This is a genomic window from Geodermatophilus sp. SYSU D01186, assembly GCF_054050215.1.
In genome coordinates, this window is sequence record NZ_JBJGYW010000014.1 from 23,556 (window position 1) to 42,126 (window position 18,571).

General features: G+C 75.5%; 16 protein-coding genes, 1 pseudogene and 1 riboswitch. Of the genes and pseudogenes, 8 read left to right on the forward strand and 9 right to left on the reverse strand.

Annotated features, from left to right (window positions below; genetic code table 11):
• Positions 1 to 25: 25 nt before the first annotated feature.
• Entirely contained in the window at positions 26 to 1,408 is a 1,383-nt protein-coding gene (locus ACI784_RS12075) for a carotenoid oxygenase family protein (RefSeq protein ID WP_457013642.1), read from the reverse strand.
• 120 nt (positions 1,409 to 1,528) lie between these two features.
• Here ACI784_RS12075 and ACI784_RS12080 point away from each other — a divergent pair, with 120 nt between their 5' ends.
• The 3 genes from ACI784_RS12080 to ACI784_RS12090 all read left to right on the forward strand — a co-directional run bounded on the left by ACI784_RS12080 (position 1,529) and on the right by ACI784_RS12090 (position 4,551).
• The gene (locus tag ACI784_RS12080) at positions 1,529 to 2,536 is read left to right on the forward strand and encodes a GNAT family N-acetyltransferase (RefSeq protein ID WP_457013643.1); all 1,008 of its coding nucleotides are present in this window, start codon (positions 1,529 to 1,531) and stop codon (positions 2,534 to 2,536) included.
• 67 nt (positions 2,537 to 2,603) lie between these two features.
• The gene (locus ACI784_RS12085) at positions 2,604 to 3,362 is read left to right on the forward strand and encodes an esterase/lipase family protein (protein ID WP_457013644.1); all 759 of its coding nucleotides are present in this window, start codon (positions 2,604 to 2,606) and stop codon (positions 3,360 to 3,362) included.
• Between the two features lie 10 nt (positions 3,363 to 3,372).
• Positions 3,373 to 4,551 (forward strand): MFS transporter, encoded by a 1,179-nt coding sequence (locus tag ACI784_RS12090; protein WP_457013645.1) that lies wholly within the window; start codon positions 3,373 to 3,375, stop codon positions 4,549 to 4,551.
• A 173-nt stretch (positions 4,552 to 4,724) separates the two neighbouring features.
• Here the strand turns inward: ACI784_RS12090 and ACI784_RS12095 are convergent, their stop codons facing one another.
• Entirely contained in the window at positions 4,725 to 7,157 is a 2,433-nt protein-coding gene (locus ACI784_RS12095) for an ATP-binding cassette domain-containing protein (RefSeq protein WP_457013646.1), read from the reverse strand.
• A gap of 245 nt (positions 7,158 to 7,402) precedes the next feature.
• Here ACI784_RS12095 and ACI784_RS12100 point away from each other — a divergent pair, with 245 nt between their 5' ends.
• Positions 7,403 to 7,990, forward strand: a complete 588-nt coding sequence (locus ACI784_RS12100; protein WP_457013647.1) for a PadR family transcriptional regulator — start codon at positions 7,403 to 7,405, stop codon at positions 7,988 to 7,990.
• 7 nt (positions 7,991 to 7,997) lie between these two features.
• On the opposite strand, the gene lhgO is transcribed toward ACI784_RS12100, so the two are convergent.
• On the reverse strand, positions 7,998 to 9,209 hold the full coding sequence (gene lhgO / locus ACI784_RS12105) for an L-2-hydroxyglutarate oxidase (protein ID WP_457013648.1): 1,212 nt from the start codon (positions 9,207 to 9,209) through the stop codon (positions 7,998 to 8,000).
• Positions 9,210 to 9,378: 169 nt separating this feature from the next.
• On the opposite strand from lhgO, the gene ACI784_RS12110 reads away from it, so the two are divergent.
• The gene (locus ACI784_RS12110) at positions 9,379 to 9,708 is read left to right on the forward strand and encodes a WhiB family transcriptional regulator (RefSeq protein WP_456924517.1); all 330 of its coding nucleotides are present in this window, start codon (positions 9,379 to 9,381) and stop codon (positions 9,706 to 9,708) included.
• Positions 9,709 to 9,732: 24 nt separating this feature from the next.
• Here ACI784_RS12110 and ACI784_RS12115 read toward each other — a convergent pair whose 3' ends face one another.
• Positions 9,733 to 10,281, reverse strand: a complete 549-nt coding sequence (locus ACI784_RS12115) for a TIGR03086 family metal-binding protein (RefSeq protein ID WP_457013649.1) — start codon at positions 10,279 to 10,281, stop codon at positions 9,733 to 9,735.
• A gap of 36 nt (positions 10,282 to 10,317) precedes the next feature.
• On the opposite strand from ACI784_RS12115, the gene ACI784_RS12120 reads away from it, so the two are divergent.
• Together ACI784_RS12120 and ACI784_RS12125 are read left to right on the forward strand one after the other, a co-directional pair.
• Complete coding sequence (locus ACI784_RS12120; RefSeq protein WP_457013650.1) at positions 10,318 to 11,151, forward strand: helix-turn-helix domain-containing protein; 834 nt, start codon at positions 10,318 to 10,320, stop codon at positions 11,149 to 11,151.
• A 32-nt stretch (positions 11,152 to 11,183) separates the two neighbouring features.
• Positions 11,184 to 12,005 (forward strand): alpha/beta fold hydrolase, encoded by an 822-nt coding sequence (locus tag ACI784_RS12125; RefSeq protein WP_457013701.1) that lies wholly within the window; start codon positions 11,184 to 11,186, stop codon positions 12,003 to 12,005.
• 42 nt (positions 12,006 to 12,047) lie between these two features.
• On the opposite strand, the pseudogene ACI784_RS12130 reads toward ACI784_RS12125, so the two are convergent.
• Positions 12,048 to 13,022, reverse strand: a pseudogene (locus tag ACI784_RS12130) (SDR family oxidoreductase); the annotation flags it as partial.
• A 318-nt stretch (positions 13,023 to 13,340) separates the two neighbouring features.
• On the opposite strand from ACI784_RS12130, the gene ACI784_RS12135 reads away from it, so the two are divergent.
• Positions 13,341 to 13,715 carry an ArsC/Spx/MgsR family protein gene (locus ACI784_RS12135; RefSeq protein WP_457013651.1) on the forward strand — a complete coding sequence of 125 codons (375 nt, stop codon included), beginning with the start codon at positions 13,341 to 13,343 and terminating at the stop codon, positions 13,713 to 13,715.
• Positions 13,716 to 13,730: 15 nt separating this feature from the next.
• Here ACI784_RS12135 and ACI784_RS12140 read toward each other — a convergent pair whose 3' ends face one another.
• From ACI784_RS12140 to ACI784_RS12155, 4 genes are all read right to left on the reverse strand, one after another.
• A complete protein-coding gene (locus ACI784_RS12140) occupies positions 13,731 to 14,666 on the reverse strand; it encodes a hypothetical protein (RefSeq protein ID WP_457013652.1) in 936 nt (311 codons plus the stop codon).
• A gap of 279 nt (positions 14,667 to 14,945) precedes the next feature.
• Positions 14,946 to 15,096: riboswitch (cyclic di-AMP (ydaO/yuaA leader) on the reverse strand.
• 151 nt (positions 15,097 to 15,247) lie between these two features.
• The gene (locus ACI784_RS12145) at positions 15,248 to 16,132 is read right to left on the reverse strand and encodes a dihydrodipicolinate synthase family protein (RefSeq protein ID WP_457013653.1); all 885 of its coding nucleotides are present in this window, start codon (positions 16,130 to 16,132) and stop codon (positions 15,248 to 15,250) included.
• Between the two features lie 2 nt (positions 16,133 to 16,134).
• A complete protein-coding gene (locus tag ACI784_RS12150) occupies positions 16,135 to 17,106 on the reverse strand; it encodes a sugar kinase (protein ID WP_457013654.1) in 972 nt (323 codons plus the stop codon).
• Positions 17,099 to 18,541: an Nramp family divalent metal transporter gene (locus tag ACI784_RS12155; protein WP_457013655.1), complete on the reverse strand. Its 1,443-nt coding sequence runs from the start codon at positions 18,539 to 18,541 to the stop codon at positions 17,099 to 17,101. The genes ACI784_RS12150 and ACI784_RS12155 overlap by 8 nt, the downstream gene beginning before the upstream one ends.
• Between the last annotated feature and the right edge of the window lie 30 nt (positions 18,542 to 18,571).

Consider the following 18,571-nt stretch of genomic DNA (forward strand, 5'->3'; position numbering starts at 1 on the left):
CGCCCGGTCCCGAGCCGGCGCCGCCTCAGGCCGTGGGGATCCAGCTGCCGTGGAAGCCGAGCGGCACCCGCGCCGGCAGGTGGACCCGCGCCAGCGGTGGGCCCGCGAAGTCCTGGGCGGCGAGCACCACCAGGTCGGCGGCTCCCCGGTCGGGGTCGTGCACGAACGCCATGACGTACCCGTCGTCCTCGCCGGCGTCGGGTGACGACGGGGCGAACACCGCCTCGCCGACCGTGCCGCCGGGGAACCGGTGAGCCTCCACCGTCCCGGTCGCGAGGTCGTGCTTGAGCAGAGCGTCGGCGAACGCGTCGTCCCGGAACGCGCCGTCCGCCCGCACCGAGGCGGCGCTCACGTCCGCGGTCGCCGCGCTGTACCCGTAGCGGTGCGGCCGGGAGACCACCCGCTCGTCGACCCGGGGGAACTCCTGCGGCCGGTCGTCGAGGCAGCGCCGGTGGACGGTGCCGGCCGCCGGGTCGACGGTCCACCGGTCCAGCGTCAGCCGCCCGTTCCCGCTCAGGTCCGCGAGGTCGTACCGGCCGTCGTACCGGCACAGGTCCACGACCACCCGATCGCCGTCGTCGTGGGCGTTGAGGGTGTGGAACACCCAGCACGGGTCCACCTCCGCCCACCGGACCGTCCGGTCGGTCCCCTCGCGCGGCAGCAGCCCGACCCGCGGCGGGTGCTCGGGGTTCCAGGCGTAGGGCAGCTGCGAGCCGGCGACGGCGGCGTCCATGCTGAAGGTGACCGGCAGGTCGAGCAGCACGACGTAGCGGTCGGTGAGGGCGAAGTCGTGCATCATCGGCCGGTCCGGGACCGGGACGTCGGTGGTGGCGCCGACCCGCCCGTCCGGGCCGACGACGACGTGCTGCACGTGGTCCCAGGCCCAGAAGTAGGCGACGGCGTGCAGCTCCCCGGTCCGGCGGTCGAGCTTCGTGTGGGCCGCGTACCCGCCGGGCAGCGTGCCGCCGAAGTCGCACGGGCCGACGGTGCCGAGGTCGTCGGTGAGCTCGTACGGCAGCGGGCCGGCCTCGACGGTGGCCAGCGTCCGGCCGGCGTGGGCGACGACGTGGGTGTTGGCCGCGAAGTCCGTGTCGGCGTGCACCGGGCCGCCGGGCCACGGCTCCCCCAGCGCCGCGGCCACGTGCCGGGAGCGGACCCACCGGTTGCGGTACCACTCCGCCCGCCCGTCGCGCAGCCGGACGCCGTGCACCATGCCCGGACCGAGGAACCAGTGCTGCACCGGCTCGTCGAGCCCCAGGGGGTTGGGCCCGTTGCGCAGGTAGCGCCCGTCGAGGGCGGCCGGGAGGCGGCCGGTGACCGGCAGGTCGAACGCCGTGACCTCCTCCGTGACCGGCGCGAACGGCCCCTGCACGAACCGGCCGACGCCGGGGGTCGGGTGGTCGAGCATCGGGCTCTCCCGCGGGTCGACGTCCTGGGTCCCCGTGTCTCCCGGAGTCTGTCCCTCATCCGCGCCCGCCGGTAGGCCGCCGTCCCGAAACCGGATTGCGCCGGGAGGTAGGACGGGGACGTGCGCATCGCGGAGATCGGCCCGGACGACGAGCGGTTCCCCGCCTGGTGCCGGGTGTGGGCCGACAGCCAGCGCGCGGACCGGCCGGGTGACCCGCCGCGGCCGGCCGGCGACCACGTCGCCCTCGCCCGCCGGCTGCTCGCCCCGGGCGGCTCCCTGACCGGCACCCACCGGGTGGCGCTGGCCGGCGGCACCGTCGTCGGCGCGCTGCGGCTGCTGCTGCCGCTGCGGGACAACCCGACTGTCGCCCACGTCGACCTGGCCGTCTCCCCCGCACACCGCCGCCGGGGCGTCGGCGCCCGGCTGCTGGAGGAGGCGGTGCGGGTGGCCCGGGGCGCCGGCCGCACCCAGCTGGTCGCCGACGTCGACGAGCCCGCGCCCGGCGTGGCCGGCCGGGCGTTCGCGCTGCGCTCGGGCTGGCGGTGCGACCTCCTGGAGAGCCGTCGCGACCTGCTGCTCCCGCCGGACGAGGCGCGGCTGTCGGCGCTCGAGGCGCAGGCGCGCGTGGCCGGCCGCGGCTACGAGGTGGTCACCTGGCGGGACCGGACGCCGGACGGGCTGGTCCACGACCGGGCACTGCTCGAGCGGCGCATGACCACCGACGCCCCGCACGGGGACCTCCCGGTCGAGGAGGAGCACTGGGACGCCGCGCGGGTGCGGGAGTACGAGGAGGCGCACGTCGCCCGCGGCCGGACGGTGCTCTCGGCCGGGGCGGTGACCAGAGGCCGGCTGGTGGCCTTCACCGACCTGCAGGTCCCCCTCGCGCAGCCGGAGCGGGCCCAGCAGGCCGGCACGCTGGTCCTGCGCGAGCACCGCGGCCGGCGCCTCGGCACCCTGGTCAAGGTCGCGGTGCTGCGGGAGCTCGTGGCGACGCTGCCCGCGGTCCGCCGGATCAGCACCTACAACGCGGAGTCCAACCGGCCCATGGTCGCGGTCAACGAGGCCCTGGGGTTCCGGCGGGCCGGGCAGCTGTCCACCTGGTCGCTCCGGGTCGGGTCCCCGGTGTGACCGACGACGCAGGATCTCCCCGCCCCACCGAGGGCACGGGCGGCCGCGGTCCGGGAACGTGGTGCCGGTGCCGATCCGACGTCCCCCCGTCCGGGCCCTGCTGACCGAGCCACCCCGCGCCGGCCTCGACCTCGCCGCGCTGCTGGCGACCTGGCCGGTGCTGGCGGCGGCGCGCCGCGGCGACGGGCACCCGGTGCTGGTGCTCCCGGGACTGATGACCGGCGATCCCGCCACGGTCCTGCTGCGCGGGTTCCTCCGCGCCCTCGGCCACGACGTCTCCGGCTGGAGCCTCGGCACGAACCGGGGCCCGACGGGACGCGTCGTCCAGGACCTGCGCGCCCGCCTCGACCGCCTGCACCGAGACTCCGGGCAGCGGGTGAGCCTGGTCGGCTGGAGCCTCGGCGGGCTGTACGCCCAGGAGCTGGCCCGGGCGCGACCCGGGAGCGTGCGCCGGCTGGTGACGCTCGGTAGCCCGGTCCTGCGGCAGCCGCCCTGGGTGCGGACGGCGTCGCAGCTGGTCGACCGCGGCTCGTGGCTCTCCCCGGGCGCCGCGGCGTTCGCGCGGCCCTGGGCGGAGGCGGGCTCGCTGCGGGTGCCGGCCACCTCCGTGCTCACCCGGGCCGACGGCGTCGTCGACTGGTCGGCCTGCCGGTACCCGCCGGGCCGGCACCGGGAGAACGTGGAGGTGCGCGGCAGCCACCTGGGCCTGGCGCACAACCCCGCCGTGCTGTGGCTGCTCGCCGACCGGCTCGGTGCCCCGGACGGGGTCTGGCGGCCGTTCCGCCCGCCGCTCGCGCTCCGCCCGTTCTTCCCGCGGCGTCGGTAGCGTCCGCGGGGTGCCGGAGGCCACGCGCGAACGGGACGTCACGCGGCGGCGTCTGGACGCCCTCACCTTCGGGCTGTTCACCGTCGCCCTCGGCACGAACATCCCGACCCCGCTGCTGCTGGTCTACCGGCGCACCCTGGGCCTGTCCGAGGCCGACCTCACCGCCGTCTTCGGCTGCTACGCCGTCGGCCTGATCGCGGCACTGACCGTGTCCGGTGCGGCCTCGGACCGGTTCGGACGGCGGGCCCTGGTGCTGCCGTTCTCGGTCGTCGCCGGCCTGGCCTCGCTGCTGTTCCTCCCCGCCGTCGACCACCTGCCCCTGCTCTACGCCGGGCGGCTGGTGCAGGGCGTGGTGTCGGGCGTCGTGTTCTCGGTGGCCAACGCGTGGCTGCAGGAGCTGGCCGGGCCCGAGGGCCAGCAGTCGGCGGCCACCCGCGGGGCGGTGTCGACGTCGCTGGGCTTCGCCGTGGCACCGGCCCTGAGCGGGGTGCTGGCCCAGTACGGCCCGGCCCCGACCACCCTGCCCTACCTCGTGCACGTCGCCGTCCTGGTCGTCGGGCTGGCCGCGCTGGCCACGGTGCCCGAGACGGTGCACGTCCGCCGCCCCGGCCGGCTCATGACCCTGGGCCTGCCGCCGGAGGCGCGCCGGCCGTTCTGGGCGGTGCTGGCCCCCACCGCCGTCGGGGTCTTCGCCTTCCCGTCGGTCGCCGCCACCCTGCTGCCCCTGCTCGTCGTCCGCGACGGGGTCGGCGTCGCCTACGCCGGGCTGATCGGCGGGCTGGCCCTGGCCGCCAGCGCGGTCGCCGCCCGCGTCGGGCGCCGCGCCGACCGGGGCGCGGCGCCGCTCGGCATGGCACTGGGCGCCGTCGGCCACGGCCTCGGTGTGGTCGCGGTCGTCGCCGGGACGCAGGCGGTGCTGCTGCCGTCGGCGGTGCTGCTGGGCGCCGGGGGCGGCCTCTGCCTCACCGCCGGGCTGACCCTCACCGCCCGGCTGGCGCCCGCGCACACCCGCGGTGCCATGAACAGCGCGTTCTACGCCTTCGCCTACACCGGCTTCGGCACACCGCTGCTCCTGGCCTGGCTGGGCTCGCTGCTCGGCAGCGTCGCCGCGCTGGCCGGGTTCGTGGTCGTCCCGGTCCTGCTCGCCGGCTGGCTGTGGCTGGAGCTGCGCCCCCGCGGGCCGGGCTGAGCGCACGGCCCGGCCGCGGGGAGACGTCGCATCCACCGGGTCCGCCGCCCCTGCCGCTGACGGTGACCCGCCGTTGATCACGGGGTGGATGTCGCTCGACACGCCGCCGGCCGGCGTGTCCCGAGCGAGGACTCCATGATCGACAGGGGTCGCCCGGCCCGCGGGGGCCGGGGTCAGGCGCCGACGTAGGCCGCGAGGTGCTCGCCGGTGAGGGTGGAGCGGGCGGCGACCAGCTCCGCGGGCGTCCCCTCGAAGACGACCCGGCCGCCGTCGTGGCCGGCACCGGGGCCGAGGTCGATGATCCAGTCCCCGTGCGCCATGACCGCCTGGTGGTGCTCGATGACGATGACCGAGCGGCCGGAGTCGACCAGCCGGTCGAGCAGGCCGAGCAGCTGCTCGACGTCGGCCAGGTGCAGGCCCGTGGTCGGCTCGTCCAGGACGTAGACGTCGCCCTTCTCGGCCATCTGGGTGGCCAGCTTCAGCCGCTGTCGCTCGCCGCCGGACAGCGTGGTGAGCGGCTGGCCGAGGGTGAGGTAGCCGAGGCCGACGTCGGCGAGCCGGTCGAGGACCTTGTGCGCGGCCGGCGTGCGCGCCTCCCCCTCGCCGCCGAAGAACTCCTCGGCCTCGACGACCGACATCGCGAGCACGTCGGCGATGTTCCGGCCGCCGAGCGTGTACTCCAGCACCGACGCCTGGAACCGCCTGCCCTCGCACTCCTCGCAGGTGGTCTCGACGGTCGCCATGACCCCCAGGTCGGTGTAGATGACCCCGGCGCCGTTGCAGGTCGGGCAGGCGCCCTCGGAGTTGGAGCTGAACAGCGCCGGCTTCACGCCGTTGGCCTTCGCGAACGCCTTGCGGATCGGCTCGAGCAGCCCGGTGTAGGTCGCCGGGTTGCTGCGCCGCGACCCACGGATCGCGGTCTGGTCGATCACCACCACGCCCTCGCGGCCGGCGACCGAGCCGTGGATGAGCGAGCTCTTCCCGGAGCCGGCGACCCCCGTGACGACGCAGAGCACGCCGAGCGGGACGTCGACGTCGACGTCGCGCAGGTTGTGGGTGCCGGCGCCGCGGACCTCCAGCACCCCGGACGGCGTCCGCACCGACGGCTTGAGGGAGGCGCGGTCGTCCAGGTGCCGCCCGGTGAGCGTGCCGCTGGCCCGCAGCCCCTCGACGGTGCCCTCGAACACCACCTGCCCGCCCTCGGTGCCGGCGCCGGGGCCGAGGTCGACGACGTGGTCGCCGATCGCGATCGTCTCGGGCTTGTGCTCCACGACGAGCACGGTGTTGCCCTTGTCCCGCAGCCGCAGCAGCAGCTCGTTCATCCGCTGGATGTCGTGCGGGTGCAGGCCGATCGTCGGCTCGTCGAAGACGTAGGTGACGTCGGTGAGCGAGGAGCCGAGGTGGCGGATCATCTTGGTGCGCTGGGCCTCGCCCCCGGACAGCGTGCCGGCCGGCCGGTCCAGCGAGAGGTAGCCCAGCCCGATCTGCGCGAACGAGTCGAGCAGGTGCTGCAGCCCGGTCAGCAGCGGGGCCACCGTCCCCCACGGGGGGCTACCGCCATCGTCCCCGTGGGCGGTGCCCCCAGGCTCGTCGAGGTCGCGGATCCACGCGGCGAGGTCGCTGATCTGCATCGCGCAGAGGTCGGCGATGTTCTTCCCGTTGATCCTCGACGACCTGGCCTCCGGGGCCAGCCGGGTGCCGTCGCACTCGGGGCACGTGGTGAAGGTGATCGCGCGCTCCACGAACGCCCGGACGTGCGGCTGCATCGCCTCGACGTCCTTGGACAGCATCGACTTCTGGATCTTGGGGATCACGCCCTCGTAGGTGAGGTTGACCCCCTCCACCTTGATCTTGGTGGGCTCCCCGTAGAGGAGCGTGTGCAGCTCCTTCTTCGTGAAGTTCGCGATCGGCTTGTCCATGGGCAGGCCGGCACCGGCGAAGATCCGGCCGTACCAGCCGTCCATGCTGTAGCCGGGCACCGTCAGCGCGCCCTCGCTCAGCGACCTGGTCTCGTCGTACAGCGCGGTCAGGTCGAAGTCGGTGACCGAGCCCATGCCCTCGCAGCGCGGGCACATGCCGCCGAGCCGGGTGAAGGTCGCCTTCTCCGCCTTGGTCTTCGCGCCGCGCTCGACGGTGATCGCCCCGCTGGCCCGCACCGTGGGGATGTTGAACGAGAACGCGTTGGGCGAGCCGATGTGCGGCCGGCCCAGCCGGCTGAACAGGATGCGCAGCATCGCGTTGGCGTCGGTGGCGGTGCCGACCGTCGAGCGGGGGTTGGCGCCCATCCGCTCCTGGTCGACGATGATCGCGGTCGTCAGCCCGTCGAGGACGTCGACCTCGGGCCGCGACAGCGTCGGCATGAAGCCCTGCACGAAGGCGCTGTAGGTCTCGTTGATCAGCCGCTGGGACTCCGCGGCGATCGTGCCGAACACCAGCGAGCTCTTGCCGGAGCCGGAGACGCCGGTGAAGACGGTCAGCCGGCGCTTGGGCAGCTCGACGCTGACGTCCTTGAGGTTGTTCTCGCGCGCGCCGTGCACACGGATCAGGTCGTGGCTGTCGGCGGTGTGCGCCGTCGCCTGTCGGTCCGTGCTCGTGGCCGTGCTCATCGGATCTCCGTTCGTCGGGCGGACCGGCTGCGCGGCCCCGTCGGCGTCCCTGGCTCGACCCGACCGGCGCCGAGCGGAACGCGGTCGCGACAACCCCCGCTGTCTACCGGATCGGCGGTGCGCACCGGGAGGGGCGCCGCGCGGTCGCCGTCCGTTCCGGGGACCCGCCGTCCACCGCCCGAGGGGTTGACCAGGGACGGTAACGATGTATCGTTACCGTCATCCGATACACCTGGAGGTCAGCGATGAACCCCATGCGAGGGCGCGAGGGCCGGCACCCCGGCCTGCGCCACCACCACCCCCACCACGGCCGGCCGGACTTCGCCGGAGGCGGCCCGGTGCACCCCCGCCGCGGCGGCCGCGGCCGCGCACCGCGCGGCGACGTCCGCACCGCCGTCCTGCTGCTGCTCGCCGAGGAGCCCATGCACGGTTACCAGCTCATGCAGTCCATCGCCGAGCGCAGCGGCGGCCGGTGGACGCCGAGCCCCGGCGCCATCTACCCCACGATCAGCCAGCTGGAGGACGAGAGCCTGGTCACCGTCACCGCGGACGCCGGCCGCAAGCTGGTGACGCTGACCGACGCCGGGCGCGAGCACGTCGAGTCGGGCCGTGAGGCGTGGCCGGACCCGTTCGCCGGCGCTCCCGGTGCCGGTCCGGGCGCGGACCTGCGCGGGCCGCTCGAGCAGCTGGCGGCGGCCGCGCGCCAGGTGGCGCGCACCGGCTCCGACGGCCAGCGGGTCCGGGCGGCGGCGGTCCTCGCCGAGGCCCGCCGGTCGCTCTACCTGCTCCTCGCCGAGGGGCCCGAGGGGCCGGCCGGCCCCGGGGCGGGGTGAGCCGCGCTCAGTCCGGCTCGAGCACCCGCTCGGCCACGTACTCCCCGATCGCCAGCGAGGAGGTGGCCGCCGGCGACGGCGCGTTGCGCACCGTGACGACGGGGCCGAGCCGGTTGACCCGGAAGTCGTCGACCAGGGTGCCGTCCCGGTCCACCGCCTGGGCCCGGACGCCGGCCGGGGCGCGCCGCACGTCGGCGGGGGTCAGGGCCGGCACGTACTCCCGCGCCGCGGCCACGAACGCCGAGCGCGACAGCGAGCCGTGCACCTCCGCGACGGCGGTGCGCCAGTGCCGCCGCGCCAGCGGCCGCATGCCCGGCCAGGTCAGCGTCGCGAGCAGCTCCCCCGGCCGGACGTCGCGCCAGCGGTAGCCCTCCCGGGCCAGGGCGAGCACCGCGTTGGGCCCGATGTCGACGCCCCCGTCGACGCGTCGGGTGAAGTGGACGCCGAGGAACGGGTAGCGCGGATCGGGCACCGGGTAGACCAGGCCCCGCACCAGCGAGCTCCGCTCGGGCACCAGGCGCAGGTACTCGCCGCGGAAGGGCACGATCGCCGGCCCCTCCTCGTCGCCGGCCAGCCGCGACACCCGGTCGGTCTGCAGGCCGGCGCAGACGACCAGCCGGTCGACGGCGAGCTCCTGCCCGCCGGAGCCGACCACCACTCCCCCGCCGGGCGGCCGCCGCACGCCGGTGACCTCGAAGCCCAGCCGGACCTCGTGGCCCGCCCGCCGCAGGTCCTCGGCCATGGCACGGGCGACCGCGCGGAAGTCGACGATGGCGGTGTGCGGGGAGTGCAGGGCCCCCGCCCCCACCACCTCGGGCTCGACCTCCCGCAGCTCGCCGCCGTCCAGCCGGCGCAGCCCGGGGACGCCGTTGGCGGTGGCCCGGCGCTCGATCTCCCGCAGCGCGGGCAGCTCGCCGTCGTCCCGGGCGACGACGAGCTTGCCGCACTCGTCGTAGACGAGGCCGTGGCCGGCGCAGAACTCCCGGAGCAGCACCCTGCCCCGCGTGCACAGCCGCGCCTTGAGCGAGCCCGGCGGGTAGTAGAGGCCCGCGTGCACCACGCCGCTGTTGCGCCCGGTCTGGTGGACGCCGACGTCGTGCTCCTTGTCCACCACGGTGAGGCGCGCGTCCGGCCGGAGCTCGGCGAGCCGGCGGGCCACCGCCAGGCCGACGATGCCGGCTCCGACGACGCCGATCCGCACCGGTCCGGTCGCGCTCACCCGACACCCCGTTCCCCGCGGTCCGACACAATCCACCAACCGGACGAGACGGTTTCGTTCGATCTGGGCCTGTGCCACCCGATGGGGGGATACGTAACGTCACGGACAGCAGCCAGTTCGTACCGGTCCGTCACGTCGGTGCGTTCCCGACCCACCCGAGGAGCTTCCCGTGTCGTCCTTCAGCCGCCCGTCCCTGACCCTCCTGACCGACGCGTCCGCGACCGCCGAGCGGTCGCTGCCGGAGTGGCCCCTCCCCGCCGCCTCCGACGAGACGTGGCGGCTCGACGCCCTGTGCGCCGAGACCGACCCCGAGGCCTTCTTCCCGGAGAAGGGCGGCTCCACGCGTGAGGCCAAGCGCGTGTGCACCGGTTGCGACGTCCGGGCCGAGTGCCTGGAGTTCGCCCTGGCCAACGACGAGCGATTCGGCATCTGGGGCGGGCTGTCCGAGCGCGAGCGCCGTCGCCTGCGCCTGCAGCGGCGCGACGTCCTCAGCGCCTGACCGGCCCGTGTCGCCGGCGGCGGGTCAGGCGCTCCGCCCGAGCCGGGCGAGCACGCGCGTGAGCCGGTCGGCGTCCGGACCCGTCGGCACGGCCGGCCGGCAGATGCCCTCCATGTGCAGCGCCTCCCCGAAGCCGTCCGCGCCGCGCTCCACCCGCTCCAGCTCGGCGTCGGTCAGACCGGCGTCGACCCCGGCCGCCCGGGCGACGTCCCAGCGGTGCACGACCATGTCCCACACGTAGAACTGCTCGAACGTCGCGCCGACCGTCGTCGGCCCGAAGAAGCCCTCGTACGAGGCGCCGGCCGCCCCGTCGTCGGCGATCACCGCGAGCACCCGCTGCGCGTGGTCCCGCCACGCCGCGGCGGGATCGGCCGCCACGTCCGGTGCCGGCCCGAGGTCGAGGCCGCGACCGGCGAGGAACTCCCGCTGGGTGTCGACCAGGTGGCCGACGACGTCGCGGGCGGTCCAGCCCTCGCAGGGCGAGGGGGCGGTCCACGCGTCCGCGGGGACGGCGTCGAGGACGTCGAGCAGGGGCCGGGAGGCGGACGCGAACCGGTCCGCGGTGCTGGTCATGCCCGGAGCGTGCGGGATGCGGCACCCTGCGTCTTGATGAAACCCGACAGCGAGCGGCCCCGGCTGGACGTGGTCGAGCGGGCCCACCTCAAGGAGCCCGGCGACGCGTCGCACGTCATGTACCGGTACGCCGCGGGCGGGGAGTTCACCGGCCTCCTCCAGCGGTACTGGATCCCGGTCTGGTCGGTGCCGCCGGGGCAGGAGGCGCCGCAGCGCGTCCTGCAGTACCCCGGCTCCCTGCTCGTCGTCGCCGTCGACCACGCCCGCTTCCACGGCGTGGTCTCGGGTCTGTCGACGACCACGCTGAGCGGCGCGGGCTGGGCCGTGGGCGTGATGCTCGCCCCGGCCGCGGGCAGCCTCGTCACCGGGGCCTCCATGGCCGGCTACACCGACCGCTCGGTGGACGTCGCCGAGGTGCTGGGGACCCGCGGCGAGGAGCTGACCGCCGGCGTGCGGGCCGCCATGTCCGCCGACCCGCACGCGCCCGCGGCGCACCACCGGGCGGTGTCGGCGTACGAGAGGGTGCTGCGGGCGTTCCTGCCCGTCGACGCCGAGGGCGACCTGGTCAACCGGGTCGTCGCGTTCGTGGAGTCCCGCAGCGACGTCACGCGGGTCGCCCAGGTCTGCACGGAGTTCGAGCTGTCCGAGCGCGCCCTGCAGCGGCTGGTCTCCCGCCGGCTGGGCCTGACGCCGAAGTGGCTGATCCAGCGCCGGCGCCTGCAGGAGGCGGCCGAGCGGCTGCGCACCGGCACGGCCTCGCTCGGGGCGGCCGCGGCGGCGCTCGGCTACGCCGACCAGCCGCACTTCACCCGCGACTTCGCCCGGGTGACGGCGATGACGCCGGGCGAGTTCGCGGCCCGCTACGCCTGACCGCCGCGCGGACGCCGGCCGCCCGTCGTTCAATGACGCGGGTGGACAGGCCGACACCCCTGCACCGGTTGAGCGGGCACCGCGAGGGCAGCGGCGCGCCGCTGCTGCTGCTCCCGGGGCTGGGCAGCACCCGTGCGGAGTTCGGGGCGGTGCTGCCCGAGCTGGTGCGCCGCTACGACGTCCTCGCCCTCGACCTGCCCGGCCACGGCTCCTCGCCCCCGCTGCCCGCCGACGTCCGGGCCGACGTCGCGACGCTCACCGACGCCGTCGAGCAGGAGCTCGACCGGCGTGGGATGGGCGAACCGCACGTCCTCGGCGTCTCCCTCGGCGCGCGCCTCGGCCTCGAGCTCGCCCGGCGGCAGCGGGCGCGGTCGGTCGTCGCCATCGCGCCCACCGGACCGCTCACACCCCCGGAGCGGGCCGTCCAGGTCGCCCTGCTCGCCGTGGCCCGCCTCGGCTTCGGCGCACTCGCCCCGGTCGCCGACGCCGTGCTCCACGGGGCCGTGCCGCGCACGGCGGCACTGAGCCTCCTGCGGGCGCGCGGATGGCGCACGCCGGCCGCCGAGGCCGCGGCACTGGTCCGCGCGTTCGCCGACACCGAGGACTTCTGGCGGCTGGTCCGCTCCGCCGTCGTGCGCGAGGCCACGATCGACTACTGGGCCGTCGACTGCCCGGTCGTCGTCGCGCAGGGCACCCACGACGTCATGACGCTGAGCCAGGCCGCGTGGCTGGCGCTCCTGGTGCCCTCCGCCCGCTTCCGCCTGCTGCCGTTCGCCGGCCACAGCGCGATCGCCGACGTCCCGCGGCGGGTGGTCCGCCTCGTGGACCGCGCCGCGGCCGCCTCCGGCCGCTGACCACGGGATCAGCGGCCGGAGGACCAGACCCGCCGCGGCCAGCGCCTCCGCCGCCAGCGGGATCCGGCCGACGACGGGGTGCCGCCGCAGCGACGTGTACAGGCTGCGCTCCCGCGCCTGGCCGTCGAACCCGTCCCGGGCGGTGTCGTACCCGTCCAGGGGGGCGAAGAGGTTGTCCGGCGCGTCGGCCGGCTCGGGCACGCCCGTGTCGTGGGCCTCGAACCCGAAGCGGGTCATGAGCGCGTCGACCAGGCGGGGGGCGAGCTTCTCGCCGAGGATCAGCGCCTTCGCCGACCCGCCGGCGACGACGTCCCGGACCGGGTGCTCCGCGGCGTGCAGGACGGCCTCCACGACGACCTCGGGCTGGTAGATCGGCGGCGGCGCGACGGGCTTGACGCCGATCTTCGTCCGCGCCTGGTCGAACAGCGGAGTGTTGATGGTCGCGGGCAGGACCTGGGTGATGCTGACCGGCAGGCCCCCCCGGCGCACCTCGGTCCGGAGCGTCTCCAGGAACCCGTCGATGCCGTGCTTGGTCGCGCAGTAGGCCGTCTGGAGGGGCACCCCGCGCTCGGCGCCCATCGAGGAGATGGAGACGAACGCGCCGCCGTCCCGCCTGAGGTGCGGCAGGGCGGCCATGGCCCCGTGGACCTGGCCCATCAGGTCGACGTCGACGACCCGCTGGAACTCCTCCGGCGTCGTCTCCTCGAACGGGGCGACGAGCAGGACGGCGGCGGCGTGCACCCACGTGTCCAGCCGGCCGTACTCGTCGACCGCGCGCTGGGCCACCCGTCGCACCTGGGCCGCGTCGGCGACCTCGGCGACCACGGCGCAGGCCTCGCCGCCGGCCGCCCGGATCTCCTCGACGAGGGACCGCAGCCCCGCCTCGCCCCGTGCCGCGACGACGACCCGCGCACCCTCGGCGGCGAACCGGGCCGCGATCGCGCGGCCGATGCCGCTCGACGCGCCCATCACGACGACGACCTGCTCGCCCACCGGCTTCAACCGTGTCTGTGCCATGGCGGGTGCCCCACCCCGGCGAGACGCGGCCGCTGGGCGTGTCGGCCGGATGTGTCCGGCGCGACACCGGGGCCGGCCCGGGTGCGCACGCGCCACGGCCCCGGCGCGGGGGTTTCACGGCCACGCCGGGGCCGGTCGGCCGACGGGGTGCCCTCGGACGGCGTCGCCCAAACCCCCGTGTCGGACGTTGGCGGGCGGGGCGCACCCGAGGGAACGCCCCAGGGCCCCGCCCGCCGACCAGCATGCCGCCGACCGGTGCACCCCGCAACAGATGTCTAGGACGTCTGCCGATCGGCGTGGGCACCATAGGGTCGCACTGTGGAGGTCTGGTTCAACCCGTCCTGTTCCAAGTGCCGCACCGCGCGCGACCACCTGGAGGAGGCCGGCGTGGAGTACACCCTGCGCCGCTACCTCGACGACCCGCCGACCGAGTCGGAGCTGCGCGCCGCGCTGGGCGCGCTCGCGCTGCAGCCGTGGGACGTCACGCGGATGTCCGAGCCGCTGGCCCGCGAGCTCGGGCTGCGGGACCTCCCCCGGGACGCCGACACGTGGGTCCGGCTGCTGGTGCAGCACCCGAGGCTGATCCAGCGCCCGCTCGTGCTCACCGACGACGGCCGGGCGTGGGTCGCCCGGGACGACGAGACGCTGACCGAGGTGGTCGCGGCCGCCCGCGACGCGCACGGGCGGCCGTGACCGCCGGGGAGGCGGTCAGCCCCGGTAGTTCACGTGGACGTGGTCCATGTGGTTGGCCGTCGGGCTGCCGCGGTCGGCCATGGCCTTCCAGGCACCGTTCGGCGAGCTGAGCATCCGCTGCTTCCAGATGATGTAGTCCACGCCCAGCTCGTCCCAGTGGGCGATGTGGTACTGGGCGATCGTGTCCCCGAGCGCGGAGCTGGTCATGTAGTCCAGCGCCAGGCCCGAGGGGTGGCCGCCCGGGTCGGCGGCGCTGGCACGGGTGCCGCCGATGGTGATGCCGGCGGCGCCGGGCACGTTGCTGACCACCGCGTTGGCGGCCGCCTGCGCCGGGGGCTTCGTGGGCCCGGCGGTGTTGGTGATGCGCGCGACGGTGGTGGCCGCGACGCTCCCCGAGGCCGCGGCCGTTCCGGCGGACCCACCGGAACGTTGCGGGGCGGCCTTCGCCGCCTGGGCGGCCTTCGCGGCCTCGGCGGCCTGCGCGGCCTCGGCAGCCTTCGCGGCCTCGGCGGCCTTCGCGGCCTCGGCAGCCTTCGCGGCCTCGGCAGCCTTCGCGGCCTCGGCGGCCCGCGCTGCGGCCTCCTCCTCGGCCTTCCGGCGGTCCAGCTCGGCCTGGTCGGCGGCGGCCTGGGCCTGCTGCGCCGCGGTCTGCTCGGCCTCGCGGCTGCTGCGGCTGGCGGTCAGCTGCTCGAGCGACTCCAGGTCCGGCGTCGCCTGGGCGGCGGGGGCGGAGTCGGCGGTCAGCCCGAGCTCAGCGGCGACGCTGACCGACTCCGACGGCCCGGCCTCGGCCTGCGCGGCCGGGTCCGAGCCGAACAGGACGTTGACCATGAGGGCGCCGGCGGTGGCCACGCCGAGGTACAGCGCGGGACGGCGGACGGTCGCCGGGGGACGGCGGCGCGAACCGCTGCGGCGGTCGGCGGCGCGACCGGTTGTCGTGCGGGGGTCCATGAGGGGGTGTGCTCCGGGGTCTACGGCGCAGCGGCGCGCCGGAGGGCGGCGGGCTGCGGGGGCGAGCGGGCAGCGGGGCTGCGGTCGTCCGGGCGCCTGCGCGGGTCACCGGGGAAGCGGCGGTCAGCCGGTCGAGCGGAGGTGCTCGAGGTGGGCCCGCGGGCGGCGTGCGTCAGGGACGGCCGCGTGCGATCAGGTGCGCGGGGGCACCCGGCTCGGGCGGTACCGGCTCGGGCAGGGTCGTGCTGCAGGGCAAGGGCGCGCCATCCGGCGGCTCTCCGTTCTTCCGATGGCCGCCTACCGAGTTAGCTGACGGGTTCGGGCGGGAAGCAGCCCTACTCGTTCCGGACGGATGCCCGGAGCGGGATTCACCCCAGTACTGCGATGGGTCCCCGGCTCACCCCGGAGGGCGACTCGGCGGCGTCCGTTCGGGGCTCCCCGGGCGGGGACGCGACGGTCGAGCGGACCACCCCACCGTAACCGTCGTTATGCAGTTGTGACAATCCGTGGCCGTCGTTTCGTCGGGTGACCCGCGTCGCGCAGCGCCCGATCGACGGCCGGACGGTGTAGGGGCTGGACCCTCAGCCGACGGGGACCGCCACGGCGCGCTCGACCGCGGCCGCGGCGTCGAAGGACGCCGGCACCGGCACCAGGGGCGGGCGCACGGTGCCCATGGGGTGCCCGTGCCGCCGCTCGGCGATGCGCTTGAGCATCCCCGGCGCGACGAACTCCTTGGTCATCGCCCGCACCTGCTGCAGGTGGGCCGACAGCGCCGCGGCGTCGGCCGCCCGCCCGCCGCGGACGTGCTGGTAGAGCGCGACGACCTGCTCGGGGACGATGTTGGCCAGCGCCGAGATCGAGCCGGTGGCGGTCAGCAGGCGGGCCGGCAGGTCGTCCTCGGTACCGACCAGCACGCCCTTGCCCGCCGCGTGCACGGCCTCGGCGTAGCCGGCCTCCCCGCCGGAGTCCTTCACCCCCCACACCGGCAGCGCGGTCACGAGCTCCGCGGGGACGGGCACCGCGTACTTGGGGATGTGGTAGACGACCACCGGGTGCCGGGTGGCGGCCAGGACCCGCTCGTAGAACACCCGCAGGCCCTCGGCCGCGGCCGGCCGGAAGTAGTACGGCGGGAGCACCATCACCGCCCGCACCGGCAGGTCCGCCAACTCCGCCAGCAGGTCCAGGGTGTCCGGCAGGTTCCCCTCCGCCACCGTCGGGACGACGTGCAGCGGCCCCACCTCCGGCAGCAGGGCCTCCAGCACGGCCAGCTTCTCCCGCGGGGACACCGACGGCCCCTCGCCGTTGGTGCCGAACGGGATGACCCCGGCCACGCCCTGCCCGGCCAGCCAGCGGACGTGGCCCAGGTAGGAGTCGACGTCGATGCTGAAGCGCTCGTCGTCGCGGAAGGGCGTCACGTTCGCCACGTAGACACCCTCGAGCACGCCGGCGGGGTCGTCGGGGTGCATCGTCACCTCCCGAGGTCGACGGTCCGGTCCAGGAACGCGGTCAGTTCACGGCGGCTGGGCAGGCCCTCGTAGTCGCCGCGGTCCTGCACGCAGAAGGCGCCCATGGCGTTGGCGGTGCGCAGACGCTCGGCCGGCCCGCAGCCCCACAGGGTGGCCGCGAGGTAGCCGGCGGCGAACGCGTCGCCGGCACCGACCGGGTCGAGCTGTCGGGCGGGGAACCCCGGGGAGGTCAGCCGCTCGCCGTCCACCCGGGCCGCGCAGCCGCGCGCGCCGAGCTTGAGCACGACCTCGGCGGGCCCGGCGTCGGCCAGCCGCTCCAGGCACGTGTCGTCGTCCCAGCCCCACAGGGCGCGGGCCTCGTCGTGGCCGGCCAGCAGGACGTCGACGTGCGGGAACATCGCCTCGCTGGCGGCGCGGGCCGCGGCCGGCTCCCACAGCCGGCTGCGGTAGTTGACGTCGTAGCTCACCCGCACGCCCGCCGCCCGCGCCGTCCGTGCCGCCCACGGCAGGAACTCCGCGGCCTCCGGGGAGAGCGCCCCGGTGATCCCGGTGAGGTGCAGGAAGGCCGCACCCTCGAGGACGGCGGGGTCGAAGGCGCCCGGGGCGAGGGTCGAGGCCGCCGAGCCGCGGCGGTAGTAGTGGACCCGCAGCGCCCCGGCGACCTCCTCGCGCAGGTAGAGGCCGGTCGGGCGGTCCGGCACCCGGCGCACCGCACGGGTGTCCACACCCTCGGCCCGCACCCGGTGCAGCACCAGCTCGCCGGGCTCGTCGTCCCCGAGGATGCTCACCCAGGCGGCCGGGACGCCCAGCCGCGACAGCCCGATGGCGACGTTGCTCTCCGCGCCGCCGATCGACAGCGTCACCGCCCCGGCGTGCCGGAGCCGGCCGGGCGCCGTCGGGACGACGAGCACCATCGTCTCCCCCGCGGTGACCACCCGCGGGACGGCCGCGGCGACCTCCCCCGGGTCACCCACCGAAGAGCTTCGCCAGCTGCTCGTTGAACGTCAGCACCGACAGGAAGCCGAACAGCAGGAAGGACCAGACCAGCGCGGCGACCCGCAACCCGCCCGGGCGGATCTCCTTCGGCAGCATCCGCCGGTTCACCAGGAGCAGCAGCGCCGAGTAGATGAACATCATCAGCCCGCCGGTCACCGCGGAGATGACCAGCAGGATCAACGGCTGCGACAGCCCGGACAGCAGGACGATGCAGCCGATCGCCACCAGGCCCCAGACCAGCGCGAAGTAGATCTTGCTCTCGTTCGCGTTGCGCAGGTACGCGGTCTTCAGGACGTCGGCCCCGAGCCGGCTGGTGTAGTCGACGATGCCCAGCGCGGCGGCGAACAGCGAGAAGGCACCGATGATCCAGAAGAAGGTGCCGAACCAGCCGCCCACGGAGGCGTTGAGGGCGTCGCCCTCGGCCTTGAGGAACGAGATGTCGCTGGCCAGCCCCTCCTCCCCGAACACGGTGGCGTAGGCCAGCAGCGAGGTGAACAGGATGGTGAGGAAGCTGATGGCCACGAACGTCGAGAGCTGCTCGGTGTTCGCGAACTTCCACCAGCGCCGCCACCGGCCGAGGTTCTCCCGCGTCGGCTCGAACACGAACCCGGTCGAGGGCGCGGCCTCCGGGTGACCGGTGACCGGGCTGACGATCCGCGGCACGTAGGCGCCCATGCCGAAGCGCTTGTCGCGGATCCAGTTGCTCTGGCACAGGTTCTGCCCGCCGCCGGCGCCGGCGAAGGCCAGCGCACCGAGCAGGAGCGCGAACCCGAGCTCCTCGGCCGGCAACCCGGCCTCGGTGACGATCCGGGGCACGTCCGCCCAGGTCGACGCTCCGATGACGGCGACGGAGGCGACGACGATGAGCAGCAGGACCGCCGCGACCTTGACCATCTCGATCTTCTCGAGCGCCTGGTACACGACCGGCGCGAAGGTCAGGACGATCCCGATCAGCAGCAGCATGCCGAGGGCGATCGGCACCACGCTGCCGCCGACGAGGTACGTGACCAGGGTCGCGGAGCTGGTCGCCCACCCCGGCCAGATGTTGGCGAAGTAGGCCATGATCGCGAACACCAGGCCCCAGTGCCGCCAGTACCGGCTGAAGCCGGTGAGCGCGGTCTCCCCGGTGGCGAGGGTGTACCGCTCGATCTCCATGTTGAGGAAGTACTGGGTGGCCAGGCCCACGAAGGCCGCCCAGACGAACACCAGCCCCACCTGGCTGGCGATGTAGGGGTAAAGGATGAACTCGCCGCTGGCCATCCCGACGCCGGCGGCGATGATCCCCGGGCCGATGACGTGCCGGAAGCTGGCCGGCGGCTCGGGCATCTCCCGCACCGACGGCGCGGCCAGGTGCTTGGTCGGGAAGAGGTCCACCACCGACGGCGGCCGGCCTCCTGGACGGGTCGTGACCATCGCGCCCCCTGTGTGAGCTGAGTCACTGTC